A 17,099-nucleotide genomic window follows, 5' to 3' on the forward strand; every position below is an offset into this window, starting at 1 on the left:
ATGGGAAGAGTGAGTGATCCGGTCAATGGCTCAGGCGAGACGGTGCCGGATCTCTATACAGGGGAACCGCCCATTCAGAGCGCGCACAATACGTGGAAAGCCGTCGATGAGGACTTGGCACGGGCGCTCGGCAGAAACGTGCACCGCGCTTGGACAGGCCAGCTTTTCATCCAGACTGCCGACGCCCACCAGGTCACCTTGTCCGCTCCGTCGGCTTTCGTCGCCAACAAGATCAACAAGCATTATATCGACACGATCGCCCGTCTCTGGGCCAAGCATGATCAGGTCGATCCGCCGCGCACCGTCAGCATCGTATCCGGACCGCGCCAGGCCGCACGCCGTGCGCCGCGCCTGGACGGGGAACGGCCCAGCCTGGTCGGTGTGCCCGGCAGTCGTCAGACCGGTTCAGGCCGCACCGCCCCGTCCCTGCTGCCGCCCGTTTCCGATGTGGCGCGCAAACGCTTTACCCTCGACAATTTCGTTGTCGGCCCGTCCAACGAACTGGCCTTCGCGGTCGCGCGTCAGGTCATTAACAATCCGGTGCCGCAATATAATCCGATCATGCTGCACGGCGTGAACGGCATGGGCAAGACGCATATTCTGCACGCCATCGAAGCCGGGGTGAAGGACCGCGATCCGGATCGCCGCGTGCGCTTCGTCTCTGCCGAGGATTTCGTCGCACAATTCGTCGCCAGCGTGCGCGGATCGGGCCGCGAGGGGATGAGCGCCTTCAAGGCCAGCTTGCGCGATGTCGACCTGCTGATCATCGACGATGTCCATTTCATCGCCGACAAATCCGCCAGCCAGGAAGAGCTGCTGCACACCATTATCAGCCTGGTCGGCGCAGGCCGTCAGATCCTGATTGCGTCGGACCGCCATCCCGACACGATCGAGAAGGCGTCCGACCGGCTCAAAAGCTATCTGTCCTCCGGTCTGGTCTGCAAGATCGGGCCCGCCGATTATGATCTGCGCCTGCGCATTCTCGACCGTCTGATCGCGCGCCGCCGCGAACAGGGGCATGAAACGCTCGCCATTCCCCAGCCCGCCCGCGATCACCTCGCCGCGCGCATGAACGTCACGCCGCGCGATCTGGAAGGCGCCTTCAACCAGATCGTCGCCCAGAGCCAGTTTCTCGGCACGCCGATCACACTGGAAACCGTGCAGGAAACCCTGTCCGATTCCCGCTATATGACGGGACAGCGCCTGACGGTGGACCGCATTCAGCGCACCGTCTGCGAAGCCTTTTCGATCAGCCTGACGGATATGAGTTCCAAACGTCGCGCCCGCGCCGTGGCCCGGCCCCGGCAGGTCGCCATGTACCTGTCCAAGAAACTGACCAAACGCTCCCTGCCCGATATTGGCCGCCGCTTCGGCGGACGCGACCACACGACCGTCATGCACGCCGTCAAACGCATCACGCAACTGCGCGGCGACGACGTCACCTTTGACGCCCAGATCCGCGCGATCGAGGAAACGCTGAAGGGGTAGCGACGAAAACGGGAAAATTATTCTGAGTTACTTGACGTGTTTCTCAAAGGCATAAGATAAATGCGGGTGGCGGTACATACGTGCCAATGGCACCCCCAATTACATTCAAAGCATCACACTCGGTTTTACTCGCAGCCGTAGCTGTGCTGGGTTAGCCTGATGTACCGAACAGGAGCTTGCCGACGACCTCAGAGATAGCGTCGAAAGTCTGATTAGAGCAGCAAATCGGCTGCAAAAAAGGCGAAGAAGCCGCCAATCAGGTAAATAGCCACAGACACCCACAAAATAATGCCACTCACTCGTCGCATGCGGTTGCAGGCCCGCGCGGCATCAGGGTCGATGGGACAGGGTGCATAGCGCGATCGCCACCGGAAAAAGACAGCCAGCGACAGCAATATTCCCGAGATAATGAAGAGCGGAACCTTCTGTTCCGTCAACCAGATATATCCGGGCACGTTGGACGCGATCCCGGCCATCACCGCCCCAGCGCCGATCGTGACAAGCAAAGCCGGCAAGGCGCAGCATAGCAGCGTCGATGTGCTGGCAAAGAGAGACAGGGTCGGCGCAAATAGACTGCGCCGAGTCAATGGTTTGGTCATGATGGGCGTCAGGTGCCGGACAGAATTGGCGCGCGATCGATCCGGTCAACCTTATATCCAGCACGCTTAACGAGCTCCGTCAGCGTCGCGTCATCCATGGTGGCATCTGCTTTCAAAACGAGGTTTAGCGTCTTCTCATCCAGATCGACGTAAACGGCCGACACTTCGTCACGTTTACCAAATGTCTTGTTCATTGCCATCGCACAGAAGTCGCAGACCGCACCCAATACAGTCGCGACGACGGGCTGCCCGCCTGCGGCGAGGGCCTCCATCAGTTCCGGTTGAACCGCGAGTGACAGATGGGCACCCATTGTCGTTGAAACCGCCTCACCATCCATGGTGTGGTCATGATCGGCATGTTCCATACCTGCATGGTCCATTTTCGAGTGGTCGACTTGAGCCAAGACAGGTGCGGCAAGAGCAGCGCTCAGAGCAAGTGAAAGAATAAGTTTCATGAGAGTCTCCGTCAGAAACGATATTGAAGATTGATTTGCGCATCCTGGTCTTCGAGACTGTAACCAATCTCAAATAAGGCCGGGCCCTTAAACAGACGCAGCAACGGCGTCACATCCACAGGGTTATCGGCATCGGGACGATGATCCACCTCTATCATGAACCAAGTATGAAGTTGTCCCGTATCGCCCGCATAGGGAGCCCATCCGACTTTGACGGCCTGCATAGCGGACGCATCCAGCCCGTCATAATCGTGCGCATGCGCGCGATAACCCAAAAAGACCCGTCGGGTTTCCCAGTCAGCCATCACGCCTAATTGCGACCCCAAGCCTGCACTGCCAGTATTTGACTCAACGCCCTCGGCAATGCCGACCGCGCCAAAGACATAGAGATTACCCTGAAAGTCCGGGTCGAACCAGCGCTTGGTCAGCCACGTGCCTTGGACGCCCGTAAACTGTATATCCAGATCACGATCCCAGGCGGTTTTTACACCCACACTGAATTTTGGGTCCGGCGTATAGTGGATTAGCGCGGAACTGGTCTGACGGTCGTTTTCCGTTATCAGCGTCCATCCGCCTTGATACGATACAGGACGAGCCGTCGCAGACCCGGCGACGACACAGAATAATCCCGCAGTAATGATCTTCCCTAATATACCCCCATAGGGTATATGGGTTTTTCAGGATATCAACCCCGGAGTTTATGACATGTTCGACAGTTGTGACCGCAAGACGCGGCGCGCAGGCGTTGCGCGCCGCTTGGCCCGAATAGAAGGACAAGTGCGCGGCCTCTCCAAAATGATCGATGAGGACCGCTACTGCATTGATGTGCTGACGCAGGTGAAGGCCGCACAGGCCGCCCTCAAAAAGGTCGAAGGCGAATTGCTGAAAGACCATGCTGACCACTGTCTTGCGGAAGCCATCGCCAGCGATGACAAGGCCGAACGGGAACAGAAAGTCTCCGAGCTGGTTGCTCTGCTTCTGAAGAAAAGCTGAGCCGAACCGCCCATGAGCATTGTCGAAGAACTGAGTGTCGAAGACACGGCACAGGGCCGAAAAGCCATTATCTACCGCATGGTAACGGATGATCACATCTGTCCCTATGGCCTGAGATCTGTCGATCTGTTGAAACGCAAAGGCTTCACGGTTGAAGACCACTATCTCACCGACCGCCCGCAAACAGACGCATTCAAGGACAAGTGGGATGTTAAGACCACGCCGCAAACCTTTATCGGCTCCGAAACAGAGGATAACCGCATTGGCGGGTTGGACGCATTGCGCGATTATTTCGGGTACACAATAAAAGACGCAGACGCCAAGACCTACACGCCCGTTCTGGTCATCTTTGCCTTTGCTGCATTGATGTCCCTAGCGGCCGTCTGGTCGATGGACAGAAACGTATTCGCCGTCAGCACGGTCGAATGGTTCGTCGCATTTTCCATGGCCATGCTCGCCATGTTGAAACTGCGCGACTTGGAGAGCTTCGCCAACATGTTCCTGAACTATGACGTGCTCGCCCGGCGCGTCGTGCGCTACGCCTATGTCTATCCTTTTGCAGAAGGGGCTGCTGCCATCCTGATGATCGCAGGGGGTCTGTTCGGCCTGATCGCCGCGCCGATTGCTCTGTTCATCGGCAGTATCGGCGCCTGGAGCGTTTTCAAGGCCGTCTACATCGACAGGCGCGATCTGAAATGCGCCTGTGCCGGTGGCGGCACAAACGTACCGCTGGGCTTCGTCTCGCTGTCGGAAAACCTCGCCATGATCGGCATGGGCGTCTGGATGATTGTGAAGGCTATTTCATACACCTGAAGCGCTTCGGCGGGCGCGACCACACGACCGTCATGCATGCCGTCAAACGCATCACGCAACTGCGCGGCGACGACGTCACCTTCGACGCCCAGATCCGCGCGATCGAGGAAACGCTGAAGGGCTGAGTCGTCCCGCTGGGCTCTGTCTGACGGCGCGCAAGGCACCCGTAATGAGCGGGGAAAGATTGCCTTTCTTCATCGGGGTGCCATGCTGTAAGGCATGGAAGACGCGATTGCTTTTTTCCGCATGTCGTGAGGGAAGCCGTCGAGATTGAATAATGAGTAGCCGGGCCGTAGAGTTGATAGACGCTGAGGAAATTGTCGCAACCTTGCGGGAAAGTCTTCTCGTGCTCGATGTCGATCTTGTCGTTGAATATGCGAGCGACAGGTTTTTCGAAACCTTCCAGGTGTCTCGCGAGGCGACGATCGGACGACCTCTGCAGGATCTCGGCAATGGTCAGTGGAACATTCCGGCCCTGCTGGAGCCTCTGAACACCATCATCGAAAAGAATGTCTCGGTCGAGCAGTATAAGGTCGACCATGTGTTCGAGGATATTGGTCGCCGGATCATGTGTCTGAATGCGCGGAAGACCGTCCGGCCCGGCAATGGATCGAAACGCATTCTCGTCGCGATCGAGGATATTACGGAAGCCGCACTCGCCGCGCAGGAACTCGAGCGTCAGCAGCGGATCATGACCGGCATGGTTCAGACCCTGCGCGAACCTCTGCTGGTGCTCGACGGAGAGTTGCGGGTCGTGGAGGCGAGCCGCGCTTTCTACCGGACGTTCAACGTCGAGCCGGGGGACACGATCGGCGAAAAGCTCTGGGATCTCGGAAACGGCCAGTGGGCCATCCCCGAGCTTATTCATCTGCTGACCAGCGTGATACCGACGCAATCCGAAGTCGTTGACTATGAGGTCACGCACGCCTTTCCGGAGATCGGGGAGATGACCATTCTGCTCAATGCCCGCAAAATCTACCGCAAGGGGAACGGCACGAAAACCCTGCTTCTGGCCATGCAGAACATTACCGAACGCAAGGCCGCCCAAGCGGCGCGCGAGCAGGCTCTCGCCCTTTCCAACACGCTGCTGACGGAACTGAACCACCGGGTGATGAACAACCTGTCCATGGTCAGCGCCATCGTCGGCGCGGAGCGCACCCGGATGACGGACACGGAATGCCGCGCGGCCTTCGAACGCATGCGTGACCGGATCACATCGCTGAGCCTGCTATACAGAGCCCTGTCACGAACCGGAGCCGTCGCCGAAGTCAATTCGGAAAACTATCTGGAAGGCGTGCTGCGCAATCTGCTGGAATCCTCGTCCGAGGCGCGCGCGATTGACCTCACCCTGACGACGGATATTGCATCCATACCCATGTCGACCAGTCTCGCTCTGCCGCTCGGCCTGGTCGTCAATGAACTGGCGACGAATAGCCTGAAATATGCTTTCAAAGGTCGCCGGACGGGGGAACTGGGCGTGTCGTTGCAGCGAGACACGGATGATCTGGTCCTGAAGATATGGGATGATGGTGTCGGTATCGATCCGTCGGCAAGAACGGACTCCGGCGTCGGGCAGAAGCTGATCGACTCCCTGTCCGGCCAGCTCAAAGCCGAAACGCATCTGGAAAGCGGCGATCAGGGAACGATTACGACGCTGATTTTTGCTGCAAAGAGCGATCAGTAACATTACGTCAGCCCGTCCGGCAAACTGGAACAGGTGACGCATACTATGCTAAGTGCGGCGCGTGACGGACCTTTCCATAATCCTGAAACGTCTATCAGCTCTGTCCCAAGAGACACGGCTCATCGCGTTTCGTGTCCTGATGGAAGCCGGCGCGGACGGGTTGAACGCAGGAACCATTGCCAGACGGCTGACCCTTCCCCCCAACAGACTGTCCGGCCATCTGACAATCCTGGTCAATTCGGGGCTGGTCAGCGTGGAAAAGGATGGACGGCACCTGATCTATCGGGCGCAGATCGGTGCCGTCAACGAGCTGCTGTCCTCACTCGTTGAGACCTGCTGCCACGGGCACCCGGATGTATGCGCCCCTCTATCAGATCTGGCCGCACCTCGACATTAGATCATTATTCGACCGAATGTTGAAATATCATTGATTCATAGCTATGTTCCCGTCCGAACGCGGGGGACGAAAGTATGGGTGATATGTCTGCATCGGCGGGCTTACCCGGATTGTTTGCATGGGTTTCAAAAGCCGTTCGTGTCGGATGTCTCATCGGCGTATTGGGAATGCAATCATCGGCATGGGCTCAAGCCCCGGATCGGTCCCAGGATCAGACCCAGAATCAGACCCACAATCAGGCCCCATTCCGTCTGGAAACCGCAGTGAACGCCCCGGACTGGCTCACCCTGCGTGGCGAGACCCGCATGCGTTACGAAACGCTGGACGGCCAGTTCCGGGCAGGCGGCAGCGGTGGCGACCAGCTGCTCCTGTTTCGCTCCCTGCTTCTTGTCGAAGCCGACACAGGCCCGGTCTCGTTCGGGATCGAGCTGCAGGACAGTCGCACCTATCTCGGCGATGCGGACACGCCCCTATCGAGCAGTTTTACCAACCCGCTGGATGTGTTGCAGCTTTATGCGCGTATGGACGCCCTACCCGGCCTGCTGGGACAGGGGTCGGACAGCCAACTCGTCCTCGGGCGTCAAACCGTTTCCATCGGCTCCAAGCGGCAGATCGAACGGGTCAGCTACGCCAATGTCATCAAGAGCTTTACGGGCGCGCACTGGACGCATGAGGCCACACGCGGCGACCAGCTGCATCTGGTCTATGTCGTGCCGACCGGGCGCTTCCCGGACATCCGGGCCGATCTGGACGCCAATCGTCTCTCTGGCGACGAAGAACAATGGGGTCGGCGTATCTGGGGCGTGCATTACCGCAGACCGGACATACTGCCCGGTATGGTGTCCGACCTGTGGGGTGAGCTGTTTGCCTATGGTCTGAATGAGCGGGACACATCCGACGTACCGACGCCAAATCGTTCCTATGTCGCACCCGGCGCCAGGCTCTACCGCAAGCCAATAGCCGGACGCTGGGACCTGGATGTGGAAGGCGCGCTGCGTCAGGGTCGCCGCAGGGCCACGAGCGATCCGGGTGATACGCAGCCGCTTGATGTGAACGCTGCCATGCTCATCGCCGTGCTCGGTTACGTATTCGATGCCCCCTGGCAGCCGCGCCTGTCGCTCGAGTATTACTTTGCAAGCGGCGATGACGATCCGAACGACCTCGACTTTGATCAGCATGAACGCCTGTTCGGCGGACGGCGGACCGATCTGAACAACACCTCAATCTATGGCCCGCTCACGCCTGCCAATCTCAGCGCGCTGGGCTTTCGCGTACAGGTCACGCCGAATGCCCGCTGGGATGGCTGGTTCCAGTATCATGCGGCGTCACTGGCATCGGACACAGATCAGTGGGTCATCGCCCGTTTGCGGGACCCATCGGGTCAGTCCGGTGATTTTATCGGCCACACGCTCGATGCGCGCGCCCGCTACTGGCTGGTTCCGGACAATCTGCGTCTGGAGCTGGGTGCATCTGCGTTGATCTATGGAGGTTTCACGAAAGATGTTCCCGATGGGCCGGACGGTGACGTGACCCTGTTCGGCTACGCGCAGGCAACGATCAGCTTTTAGGCTGGATGGCATACGCCCCGGTCTTGGATAAAGCTGTCTCGCCCGCTATGCCGCCTCCCATGATCCGCACCGCCCTCCTCGCCCTTGCCGCCCTGGCCCTCACCGCCTGTTCCATGCAGGCCATGAGCGAGGCGCGCGTACCCGCAGACGTTCGCGCCGAAGTCAATGCCCAGATCGACCGGCTGATTGCGGGCGAAACGGATTTCATCATCGATGCGTTTCCGGACGATGCCGTCAATCCGGCCTTTCGCGAACAGATCGCCCGCATGGTGGCCAATGTTCCGGAGGGACCGGCGCTGTCACGCCGCGTAGTTGGCGTCATGGGCGCGACGGAGCAGGCTTATTCCGACACGCAAGGGGCCGTCCGAAGCGGGACCTACAACCTCGCCTATGAGCTGGAATTTGCGGATGGGTTCCTGCTGGTGCAGACGGCGCATACGCTGACCGAGGACGGTGATTGCTGCCTGCTTCGCGCCATCAATGCGACCCGCTCTGACACGTCTCCGCTCTATGCCGATCAGAAGCGACGGGCCAGCATCTTCAAATTCCTCGCCGTCTTCATCGTGGTCAGCACCCTCGCGACTCTCATTATCCTGATCATCCGGATCGGCGGTCGGAAGGCGCGGGAGACGCAGATGGGGGAACGGTGAGAGGCTTAGCGCGGGGCGCGGCTTTCCATGTCGACGACCGATATGCCATGAATGCGCCACGCGCCCGTACTGTAATCGAACAGAATATCGAACCGGATCTGTCGCGGTCGGTCGTCGAAACCGCCGCGCAACCGCATGATCCCGTTTTCATCCACGCCGGGTGACAGATAGAATTCAGGTGTCTGATGGATGACGCGTCCGACATCCACACGCGCGTCCCGCAGAGGCTGAAACAGTGCCGACAGGCTTTGCAGGTTCTGCGATTGCTGAAAACCTGGCGAGCCCAGCCTGTACAAGATCGAATAGTCGCCCGTGCGATTGGCATTGTCGAGTGTGATCATGGATGTCCAGACGAGCCTGGATAAGACCCGCTCGGACGGCAGCGGCGGAACGACGAGGCGAGCGCGACCGCTCCGCATATCGATTTTCACGCCTGTGCCGGTTTGCGGCGACGCTTTCGATTGCGCGGCAACCGGCATCACATTCAAACAAAGGCTAAAGCACGCAACAAGGCACAGAGCCTTGAGGATGAAGCGGCTGCGAGAAGCTATGGTCATGTGATCCCCTTGCAGGCTCCCTCCTGACTGGAGGGAGCCCGTTATCGTCTGAAGGCCTACCAGCTCGCCTGGAAGCCGGCACGGCCACCCGTCTGACCATTATCGATACCGGTCGTCAGACCGCCATTGATCTGGAACGTGTCATTGATGCGATACGACAAGGAGCCCGCAAACGCGTTTTCACCGTCATAGAAGCCGTAACCACCGGACACGGCCCAGGTCTGACCGAGTGGGACATAGGCTGTATCCAGTGCGATCGCCGCGGCGATACCGCCCCGGTTCTCGGCAATGGCATCGGCATTGAAGCCAATCGCTTCGACATTGGCCAGGATCGCGGCATTATTGCCGGCGATCGAGCCCGCATTGCTCTGGATCGCCAGCGCATTCGCCGCCTGACCCCGCTGCAGCGAGAAGTCCGCGGCAATATTGCCGTTGCGGTCGGTGGTCAGCAGGCCGATCTCGCCGGCCTGGGCTGCGGTGCTGGCCGCCGATGTGACACCGGCGATGCGGGTCGTCGCCGTAGCGCTCCCGATTGCGACCTGACCGTTCTGGGTCGCGGTCGCGCCATTGCCGATGGCGATCGAATCCGTGCCTGATGCCGATGACTGATTGCCGATGGCGATCGAACCGGCACCGGACGCCGATGCGGCTTCGCCCACAGCTGTCGACCGGACACCGGTCGCGCTGGCAAGGTGACCGAAGGCCTGCGCCCGTTCAGCCATGGCCATGGCACGCCAGCCAATGGCCGTGGCGCCGGGGCCCATGGCTTGGGCTTCGCCGCCCAGAACCGTTGTCGACGGACCGTTTGCCGACGCCATCGTGCCGATCGCGACGGCATCCGCCCCGATTGCTGTGGCCATATTACCCATGGCAATGGATTCCAGCCCTTGGGCGTCGGCGGCTTCACCAACGGACAGGGAACGCACACCTGATGCGCTTGCCAGATGACCGATGGCGTGGGCGCGTTCGGCCGTCGCGGATGACTGCCAGCCAAAGGCGGTCGCCGCCAGACCGTTGGCCGTCGCTTCGCCGCCGATCGCCGTCGTCGAATTGCCGTTGGCATTGGCCATGGTGCCGAAGGATGTCGCATCGACACCCGTCGCCATGGCCATATTGCCGATCGCGCTGGCCTGTTCGCCATTCGCCGTGGCCGCTTCGCCGACGGCGAGGCTACGCGTTCCGGTCGCGGATGCGAGATGTCCGAGCGCGTGCGCCCGCTCGCCCGTTGCGCTGGAGCGCCAGCCAAAGGCCGTTGCCGCCAGACCGTCGGCGACGGCTTCGCCACCAACCGCCGTTGTCGAATTACCGTTGGCGCGGCTTTCCGTCCCGATTGCGACGGCATCGACGCCGACTGCATTGGCCAGATTACCCATGGCGATGCTTTGCTCGCCGGCGGCAGAGGCCGCTTCGCCAACCGCGAGCGACCGCACGCCTGTTGCGCTGGCCAGATGACCGAAGGCCTGCGCCCGCTCCGCCGTTGCGGATGCGCGCCAGCCGACAGCCGTCGCGCCCGGACCGGTCGCCGTGCTCTCTCCGCCAATGGCCGTTGTGGACGGTCCGGTCGCACTCGATGCTTCACCGACGGCAACGGCGTCCTCACCCGTGGCCGTGCTGTTCTGGCCGCACTCCAGCGCCGTGCCCGTCGGCTCCGTCGCCGATGAATTACACGGGGCCGTCCCATCCGCATAGGCAGCGGGCGCGAAGGCTAATGCGCCCAGCAGCGCAGATGTCACAAAGAGGCGTGATTTGATCGTCATTAGATGTCCATTTCCTAGAAGAGTTCCCAAGTTGCTGCCCGCCCGTTATCCATCGAGCTTTCAGAGATAAGGACTGTCCAATTGTTCGATGCTCAAACGGCACCGACCTTTCTTAAGTCATTTTATCTTTCGGGCATTGCTGTTACGTTTCTCCGGTCGCGTTTGGTGCAAGACTATCGAAATTTTTATGCCGATCCTGCAAAGTCCACTGTCATCCGGACGGAGACGCCGGGTCAGCATCGTCTAAGGCCTCACCGTCTTCATCGCGGCGAGAACACTGGCCACCCTCATCATTCTGATCATCCGGATTGGCGGCCGGAAAACGCGGGAGACGCAGATGGGGGAAGGTTAGCGCGTTTGCCTTGAACGCAGCCGTCCACCCGCTAAAGTCGGGCCATGGGGAAATACACGAACGCCGACATTAAACGCATTGCCAATGCGATGCGGCGACAAGCGGCGGACAATCCTGAGCGCCCCTATGCGCTGATGATTGGCGCAGGCTGTTCCAAATCTGCGGGCATTCCGCTGGCGGGGGCGCTCGTCGAGGAAATCAAAGTGACCTACCGGCACGAAATCGAACGCGTCCTCGGCACGGATTGCGACGATGATTATGGCGCCTGCATGGCGGCGCTATCCGCCAGCGAAGTGCGCGCCGTTCTGAAACCCTATCTCGACGACGCGGGCGTCAACTGGGCGCATCTGGGGATCGCCTGCATGATCCGCGCCGGATATATCGGCCGTGTCCTGACCTTCAATTTCGACTCCGTTCTGGCGCGTGCCTGCGGGCTTCTGGGTCTCTACCCGGCGACCTATGATTTCGTCACAGGCGTTTCGACCCGCACCAATTTCATCGTGACCCCCGCTATTCTTCACCTCCACGGCCAAGGCCACGGTTTGGCGCTTCTGAATAGTGCGGAGGAAACGCAGGAGCATGCCGAAAATCTGCGCCCACTCCTGACCGATACATTAAGCCGACATCCTATGCTCGTGGCCGGGTATAGCGGGGAGTCGGATGCCGTCTTCAATGTCCTCGCGGACGTCTTCGATGGGGAGCAGAGATTTTGCTGGGCGGGGCATGACACAGACTGCCCCGAACATGTGAGCACGCTTCTGTCCAAACGCGTCGGGTCATCAGAATATATTGGAGAGGCTGACGCCGATCAGTTCTTCGTTGACCTCGCGACCGAACTGGGATGCTGGCCGCCCAAGCTGTTCACCAACCCCTACGCCCATATGCTGAGAGAATTAGACCCCGTCATCGACTATCCGGGCCCGGACACGGACCTGTTGTCAGAGACCCGAACCGAATTGGAAGCCCGGGCAAAAGAGGCCGACGCGGAACAGGACACGGCGCGCGACCTTCTGATGAAAGGGGACTATCAGGGGGTGATCGATAAGCTGGGAGAGGATCCAGAAACAGAGGAAGATCGCCATATTCTCGGCTACGCCTTGATGCGGATGGCCAATGCGCTCAACGAGCGGATCGGACCGGACTTTACGTCGAATGATCGCAAGACAATGCTCGCCCTGTATGATCAGGCGTCGCATTATCTCACTAACGATCATACCACTTTCTATAATTGGGGGCTGGCGCTTCAAACCCTGGCCGAGCAGACGCAGGACGAAGCTCTGTTCCGCGAATGCTTCGAGAAATATGCCAAAGCCACGGATATCAAGCCAGACGATCACATGGCCTTCAACAATTGGGGGCTCGCACTACAGGCCTTAGCCGAGCAGACGCAGGATGAAGCCCTGTTCCGTGAGAGCTTCGACAAATATGCCAAAGCCGTAAGGATCAAGCCGGACAAACAGGAAACGTACTACAATTGGGGGAATGCCATTAAGGCTCTGGCCATGCAGACCCAGGATGAGGCCCTGTTCCGAGAGAGCTTCGACAAATATGCGAAAGCCACTGAGATCAAACCGGACGATCACATGGCTTACTACAATTGGGGAGGCGTACTATTAACAGCCCATGAGTTGTTTAAAAATTCTGATTATCTGGACTTGGCTGGACCAGTGTTAGAAAAGGCGAAATCTCTCAATCCTGACGACCTCTATAATTTCGCCTGCCTTCGCACGCTGCAAGGCCGCGAAGACGACGCCATGGCGGCGCTTTTGCACTGTCAGGCGGCGGGCAAACTCCCCAGCCTCGCTCACCTGCAAACCGATACCGACCTCGACCCTCTCCGCGAGCGGGACGATTTCAAGGCGCTGCTGGCGCGCCTTGAAAAATGACTGAGCGTATCCGCCCTTAATCCGTCGTCAGATCCCACACGGTCATCGGGTCCACGCGCACGTCGGCCTTGAACGTTTCGATATGGACGTGCGGGCCGGTGCTTTTGCCGCTGCTGCCGACGGTGGCGATCTGCTGACCCTTGGTGACGCGCTGTCCGGCGCGGACGGTGTAGGCGTCGAGATGTGAGAAGAGGGTGCTGACCCCGCCGTCCGTTTCGAGGACCACGACCGTGCCGTAGCCGGGCTTGCCGTCATACAGATCGGTCGCAGCCTGGATGATCCCGGCGGCCGGGGCGTAGATGGGCGTCCCGGTCGGAGCGGCGATATCAACGCCTTTGTGGAGGCGGGCTTCGCCGTTCCTGAATGGATCGAAGGATTTGCCGAACCGGGCCGTCAGCCGCCCGCTGACAATGGCGCTATTGACCTGATTGACCGCTGCGCCCTCCGCCGCATCGGCTGTCGCCGTTGCCGCGATGCCGAGCGTGCCGGCCAGCGTCAGGCAGGCTGCCGTGAGGGTCAGCATGATCCGGTCACGTCCGCGCTTGAATGACGGGCGCGTTCCGTTCACAATATGGGCAATTCTCATCTTTTCGTTCCTTAAGCGGGGGGTTGAGAAGGCGGCGGCCGGGTATTGCCGTACCCGGCCCGCCATTATGTGAAGGGCCTGCAGCAGGGTTTCTGCATAGGCCTTTCGCATCTGGGGCGCGCGACCGTCCGTGACGGCCATGTCGCACTGAATTTCGGCGGCCTGGCTCCAACGCGCAAACAGGGCGCGCGCAAAGGGCGAAACCCAGCACAGGCAGAGCAGACTGCGCAGGATCAGGCCGCATTCATCGTCGCGCCGGGAGATATGTTCGCGTTCATGCGTGATGATGTCTGCGATCTGCCGCTCGCTCATCTGACGGGCATAGAGGGCCGGGATTACGATCCGGGACCGGTGCGGGCGACCGATCGGCGTCCAGGCAAAGGCGGACGACGTCAGTGGAGACAGGACGACATCGATCCCGTCCACCTGCCCGAAAGGTCTGGCGCGACGCACAATGTGGCGAAGATCCCGACGCCCGATAATGAGGATGGCGGCGCGCACGGCGACGCCGAGCCAGTAGATGATCAGCGCGCCCAGCAGCAGCCCCTCCCACGGCAAGGCCGCAAGGGACAGCGGATCGGCTGTGCCGCCTGTACGGGGCGGCGACAGGGTCTGCAGCGGGCCATGCCCGGCCAGCGCATCGACCGTCGGCAGCGCCGCCCAGTCCGGCAGAAAGCGGCTGGCCACACCCAGGAGCGGGATCAGGACCGACAGGACCAGCCCCAGCGCCCAGAGCGAGGACCATTGTTCCAGGCGCGCATCCACACGCTGACATAAAGCGGCGACGATCCAGATGACGCCGCTCGTCAGACCCATGGCGATGAGGAAATCGATAAGGAACGCCATCAGGCCGGGTCCTGATTGGCGCTCGCCTCGGACAGGAACTCTTCCAGCTCGTCCAGCTCGTCGCCCGTCAGGAGCTGCGTCTCGACCAGATTGGAGACAGGCAGCGGTCCGTCCAGATCCAGCACCTCGCTGGCAAAGCTCTGGATCAGCGCGGCCAGAGTAGGGATTTTCTTCGCCCGCGCGCGGTAGATGTTCAGCCCGTGCTGATCGCGCATGTCGAGCAGACCCTTCTCCACCATCCGTTCGATCGTCTTGCGCGAGGAGGAGCGCGACCAGCCGAGCCTGTCCTGCACGGCCGCGTGGATTTCGCCGACACTCTGCGCGCCTGTGCGCCAGAGATGTTTCAGGATGACAAGCTCGGTCGGAGACGGTTTCATGTCGCCTAATGGTGACACGTGTCACCATATGTCAAGCGAAGACTTCATTTCGCCTGCGCTCGACCCGCCCAGCGCCATCCGCCGCAGCCCAAAGCGCTTGCGTGTGCAGCCCTTCGCGCTTACCTGCCTGCCAATGAGTACGCCGCCAAAACCTGTCACGGACCAGTCCCGGATCCGCAACTTCTCCATTGTTGCGCATATCGATCATGGCAAGTCGACCTTGGCCGACCGGATGATCGCCCATTGCGGCGGCCTGACGGACCGGGAGATGTCCGAACAGGTCCTCGACAATATGGATATCGAGAAGGAACGCGGCATCACCATCAAGGCGCAGACCGTGCGCCTCGACTATACGGCGAAGGACGGTCAGGACTATGTGCTGAACCTGATGGACACGCCGGGCCATGTCGATTTCGCCTATGAAGTCTCGCGCTCGCTCTCGGCCTGCGAAGGCTCGATCCTGGTCGTGGACGCGTCCCAAGGCGTCGAAGCCCAGACGCTCGCAAATGTCTACCAGGCCATCGAGCATGACCACGAGATCGTACCGGTCCTGAACAAGATCGACCTGCCCGCAGCCGAGCCCGACCGGGTCAAACAGCAGATCGAGGACGTGATCGGCCTCGACGCGTCCGACGCAATCGAATGTTCTGCCAAGAGCGGCCTCGGCATCGAGGATGTGCTCGAAGCCATCGCGACCCGCCTGCCCGCCCCTGCCGAAGGCGATCCGGATGCGCCGCTCAAGGCGATGCTCGTCGATGCCTGGTATGACACCTATATGGGCGTGATCGTGCTCTTCCGGGTGCTGGAAGGCCGGGTCGAAAAGGGCATGCGCATCCGCACCATGAATACGGGCGCGAGCTATACGGTCGACAAGGTCGGCGTGTTCAAGCCCAAGCCGACCGACATGAAATCCATCGGCCCCGGCGAAGTCGGCTTCCTGACCGCCAGCATCAAGGAAGTGGCCGACGCCGCCGTCGGCGATACCATCACCGAGGATAAGCGCCCCACTGATACGCCGCTGGACGGATTCAAACCCGCACAGCCGGTCGTGTTCTGCGGCATCTTCCCCGTCGACGCCGCCGACTTCGAAGATTTGCGCGCGGCCATGGGCCGTCTGCGCCTGAACGATGCGTCTTTCAGCTACGAGATGGAAACGTCCGCGGCGCTCGGTTTCGGCTTTCGCTGCGGCTTTCTCGGCCTGCTGCATCTGGAAATCATTCAGGAGCGACTGGAACGCGAATTCGATCTCGACCTGATCACGACCGCGCCGTCCGTCGTCTATACGCTGAACATGCGCGACGGCACGGATATGCAGCTACACAATCCCGCCGACATGCCGGATGTGATGAAGATCGAGACCATCTCTGAGCCGTGGATCAAGGCGACGATCATGACGCCGGACGATTATCTCGGCAATATTCTCAAACTTTGTCAGGACCGTCGCGGCGTGCAGACCGCCCTCACCTATATTAATGGTCGGGCCATGGTGGAATATGAATTGCCGCTCAACGAAGTCGTGTTCGATTTCTACGACCGGCTGAAATCCGTATCCAAAGGCTATGCCAGCTTCGACTATCAGGCCATCGGTCTGCGCGAAGGCGATCTGGTGAAAATGTCGATCCTGGTCAATGGCGACCCAGTCGATGCCCTCTCCATGCTGGTCCACCGCAACAATGCTGAGTCTCGTGGGCGGCAAATGTGCGAACGGCTGAAAGATCTCATCCCGCGTCACCTGTTCAAGATCCCTGTCCAGGCCGCGATCGGCGGCAAGGTCATCGCCCGCGAAACCATCGCCGCCATGCGCAAGGACGTGACAGCCAAATGCTATGGCGGTGACGCCAGCCGGAAACGCAAGCTGCTCGACAAGCAGAAAAAGGGCAAGAAGCGGATGCGCCAGTTTGGCCGCGTGGAGATTCCGCAGGAAGCGTTTATTGCGGCGTTGAAGATGGACGATGCGTGATTGGGGCTTCGCCCCAAAAATTTAGTCCGGGGGACGAAATTTAACGCATCGCCGCGACCGACAGGGAGCGGACTGGCCCGAAGGGGCAGTCGCCTGGTCCCGCTTCGCGGGTCAATCGGTCCGGGGGACCG

16 protein-coding genes are annotated in these 17,099 nt (G+C 60.2%); 9 read left to right on the plus strand and 7 right to left on the minus strand.

All coding sequences use genetic code 11. The features are described 5' to 3' along the window. Window positions 1-1,488: a chromosomal replication initiator protein DnaA gene (dnaA, locus tag AB6B39_RS00005; protein ID WP_284372173.1), complete on the plus strand. Its 1,488-nt coding sequence runs from the start codon at window positions 1-3 to the stop codon at window positions 1,486-1,488. Window positions 1,489-1,700: 212 nt separating this feature from the next. Here dnaA and AB6B39_RS00010 read toward each other — a convergent pair whose 3' ends face one another. From AB6B39_RS00010 to AB6B39_RS00020, 3 genes are read right to left on the minus strand one after another with little or no spacing between them, the layout of a single operon-like run. After that, on the minus strand, window positions 1,701-2,087 hold the full coding sequence (locus AB6B39_RS00010; RefSeq protein ID WP_284372171.1) for a hypothetical protein: 387 nt from the start codon (window positions 2,085-2,087) through the stop codon (window positions 1,701-1,703). An 8-nt stretch (window positions 2,088-2,095) separates the two neighbouring features. After that, window positions 2,096-2,542: a heavy-metal-associated domain-containing protein gene (locus AB6B39_RS00015; protein WP_284372169.1), complete on the minus strand. Its 447-nt coding sequence runs from the start codon at window positions 2,540-2,542 to the stop codon at window positions 2,096-2,098. Window positions 2,543-2,553: 11 nt separating this feature from the next. Beyond that, window positions 2,554-3,036 carry a hypothetical protein gene (locus tag AB6B39_RS00020; protein WP_284372167.1) on the minus strand — a complete coding sequence of 161 codons (483 nt, stop codon included), beginning with the start codon at window positions 3,034-3,036 and terminating at the stop codon, window positions 2,554-2,556. 211 nt (window positions 3,037-3,247) lie between these two features. Between AB6B39_RS00020 and AB6B39_RS00025 the strand changes: the two genes are divergently transcribed. The 6 genes from AB6B39_RS00025 (at window position 3,248) to AB6B39_RS00050 (ending at window position 8,647) form a co-directional block, all read left to right on the plus strand. Next, the gene (locus AB6B39_RS00025) at window positions 3,248-3,535 is read left to right on the plus strand and encodes a metal-sensitive transcriptional regulator (RefSeq protein WP_284372165.1); all 288 of its coding nucleotides are present in this window, start codon (window positions 3,248-3,250) and stop codon (window positions 3,533-3,535) included. A 12-nt stretch (window positions 3,536-3,547) separates the two neighbouring features. Then, entirely contained in the window at window positions 3,548-4,348 is an 801-nt protein-coding gene (locus tag AB6B39_RS00030) for a glutaredoxin (protein ID WP_284372163.1), read from the plus strand. A gap of 277 nt (window positions 4,349-4,625) precedes the next feature. After that, the gene (locus tag AB6B39_RS00035) at window positions 4,626-6,032 is read left to right on the plus strand and encodes a sensor histidine kinase (protein ID WP_284372161.1); all 1,407 of its coding nucleotides are present in this window, start codon (window positions 4,626-4,628) and stop codon (window positions 6,030-6,032) included. Between the two features lie 61 nt (window positions 6,033-6,093). Beyond that, window positions 6,094-6,429 (plus strand): ArsR/SmtB family transcription factor, encoded by a 336-nt coding sequence (locus AB6B39_RS00040; protein ID WP_284372159.1) that lies wholly within the window; start codon window positions 6,094-6,096, stop codon window positions 6,427-6,429. 74 nt (window positions 6,430-6,503) lie between these two features. Continuing rightward, window positions 6,504-7,997: an alginate export family protein gene (locus tag AB6B39_RS00045; protein ID WP_284372157.1), complete on the plus strand. Its 1,494-nt coding sequence runs from the start codon at window positions 6,504-6,506 to the stop codon at window positions 7,995-7,997. A gap of 59 nt (window positions 7,998-8,056) precedes the next feature. Next, window positions 8,057-8,647 (plus strand): hypothetical protein, encoded by a 591-nt coding sequence (locus AB6B39_RS00050; protein ID WP_284372155.1) that lies wholly within the window; start codon window positions 8,057-8,059, stop codon window positions 8,645-8,647. A gap of 5 nt (window positions 8,648-8,652) precedes the next feature. Here AB6B39_RS00050 and AB6B39_RS00055 read toward each other — a convergent pair whose 3' ends face one another. Both AB6B39_RS00055 and AB6B39_RS00060 read right to left on the minus strand, forming a co-directional pair. Beyond that, complete coding sequence (locus AB6B39_RS00055; RefSeq protein WP_371398657.1) at window positions 8,653-9,129, minus strand: hypothetical protein; 477 nt, start codon at window positions 9,127-9,129, stop codon at window positions 8,653-8,655. Window positions 9,130-9,260: 131 nt separating this feature from the next. After that, a complete protein-coding gene (locus tag AB6B39_RS00060) occupies window positions 9,261-10,961 on the minus strand; it encodes a YadA-like family protein (protein WP_284372151.1) in 1,701 nt (566 codons plus the stop codon). A gap of 396 nt (window positions 10,962-11,357) precedes the next feature. Between AB6B39_RS00060 and AB6B39_RS00065 the strand changes: the two genes are divergently transcribed. Next, entirely contained in the window at window positions 11,358-13,199 is a 1,842-nt protein-coding gene (locus tag AB6B39_RS00065; protein ID WP_284372149.1) for a tetratricopeptide repeat protein, read from the plus strand. A 16-nt stretch (window positions 13,200-13,215) separates the two neighbouring features. Here AB6B39_RS00065 and AB6B39_RS00070 read toward each other — a convergent pair whose 3' ends face one another. Then, window positions 13,216-14,631: a M23/M56 family metallopeptidase gene (locus tag AB6B39_RS00070; protein ID WP_284372147.1), complete on the minus strand. Its 1,416-nt coding sequence runs from the start codon at window positions 14,629-14,631 to the stop codon at window positions 13,216-13,218. Next, complete coding sequence (locus tag AB6B39_RS00075; protein WP_284372146.1) at window positions 14,631-15,008, minus strand: BlaI/MecI/CopY family transcriptional regulator; 378 nt, start codon at window positions 15,006-15,008, stop codon at window positions 14,631-14,633. Before AB6B39_RS00075 ends, AB6B39_RS00070 begins: the two co-directional genes overlap by 1 nt. 133 nt (window positions 15,009-15,141) lie before the next feature. Between AB6B39_RS00075 and lepA the strand changes: the two genes are divergently transcribed. Beyond that, on the plus strand, window positions 15,142-16,968 hold the full coding sequence (gene lepA, locus AB6B39_RS00080) for a translation elongation factor 4 (protein ID WP_284372713.1): 1,827 nt from the start codon (window positions 15,142-15,144) through the stop codon (window positions 16,966-16,968). Window positions 16,969-17,099: the final 131 nt, after the last annotated feature.

Origin of the sequence: Algimonas porphyrae (assembly GCF_041429795.1) — a bacterium.
In the GTDB taxonomy this organism is placed as follows: domain Bacteria; phylum Pseudomonadota; class Alphaproteobacteria; order Caulobacterales; family Maricaulaceae; genus Litorimonas; species Litorimonas porphyrae.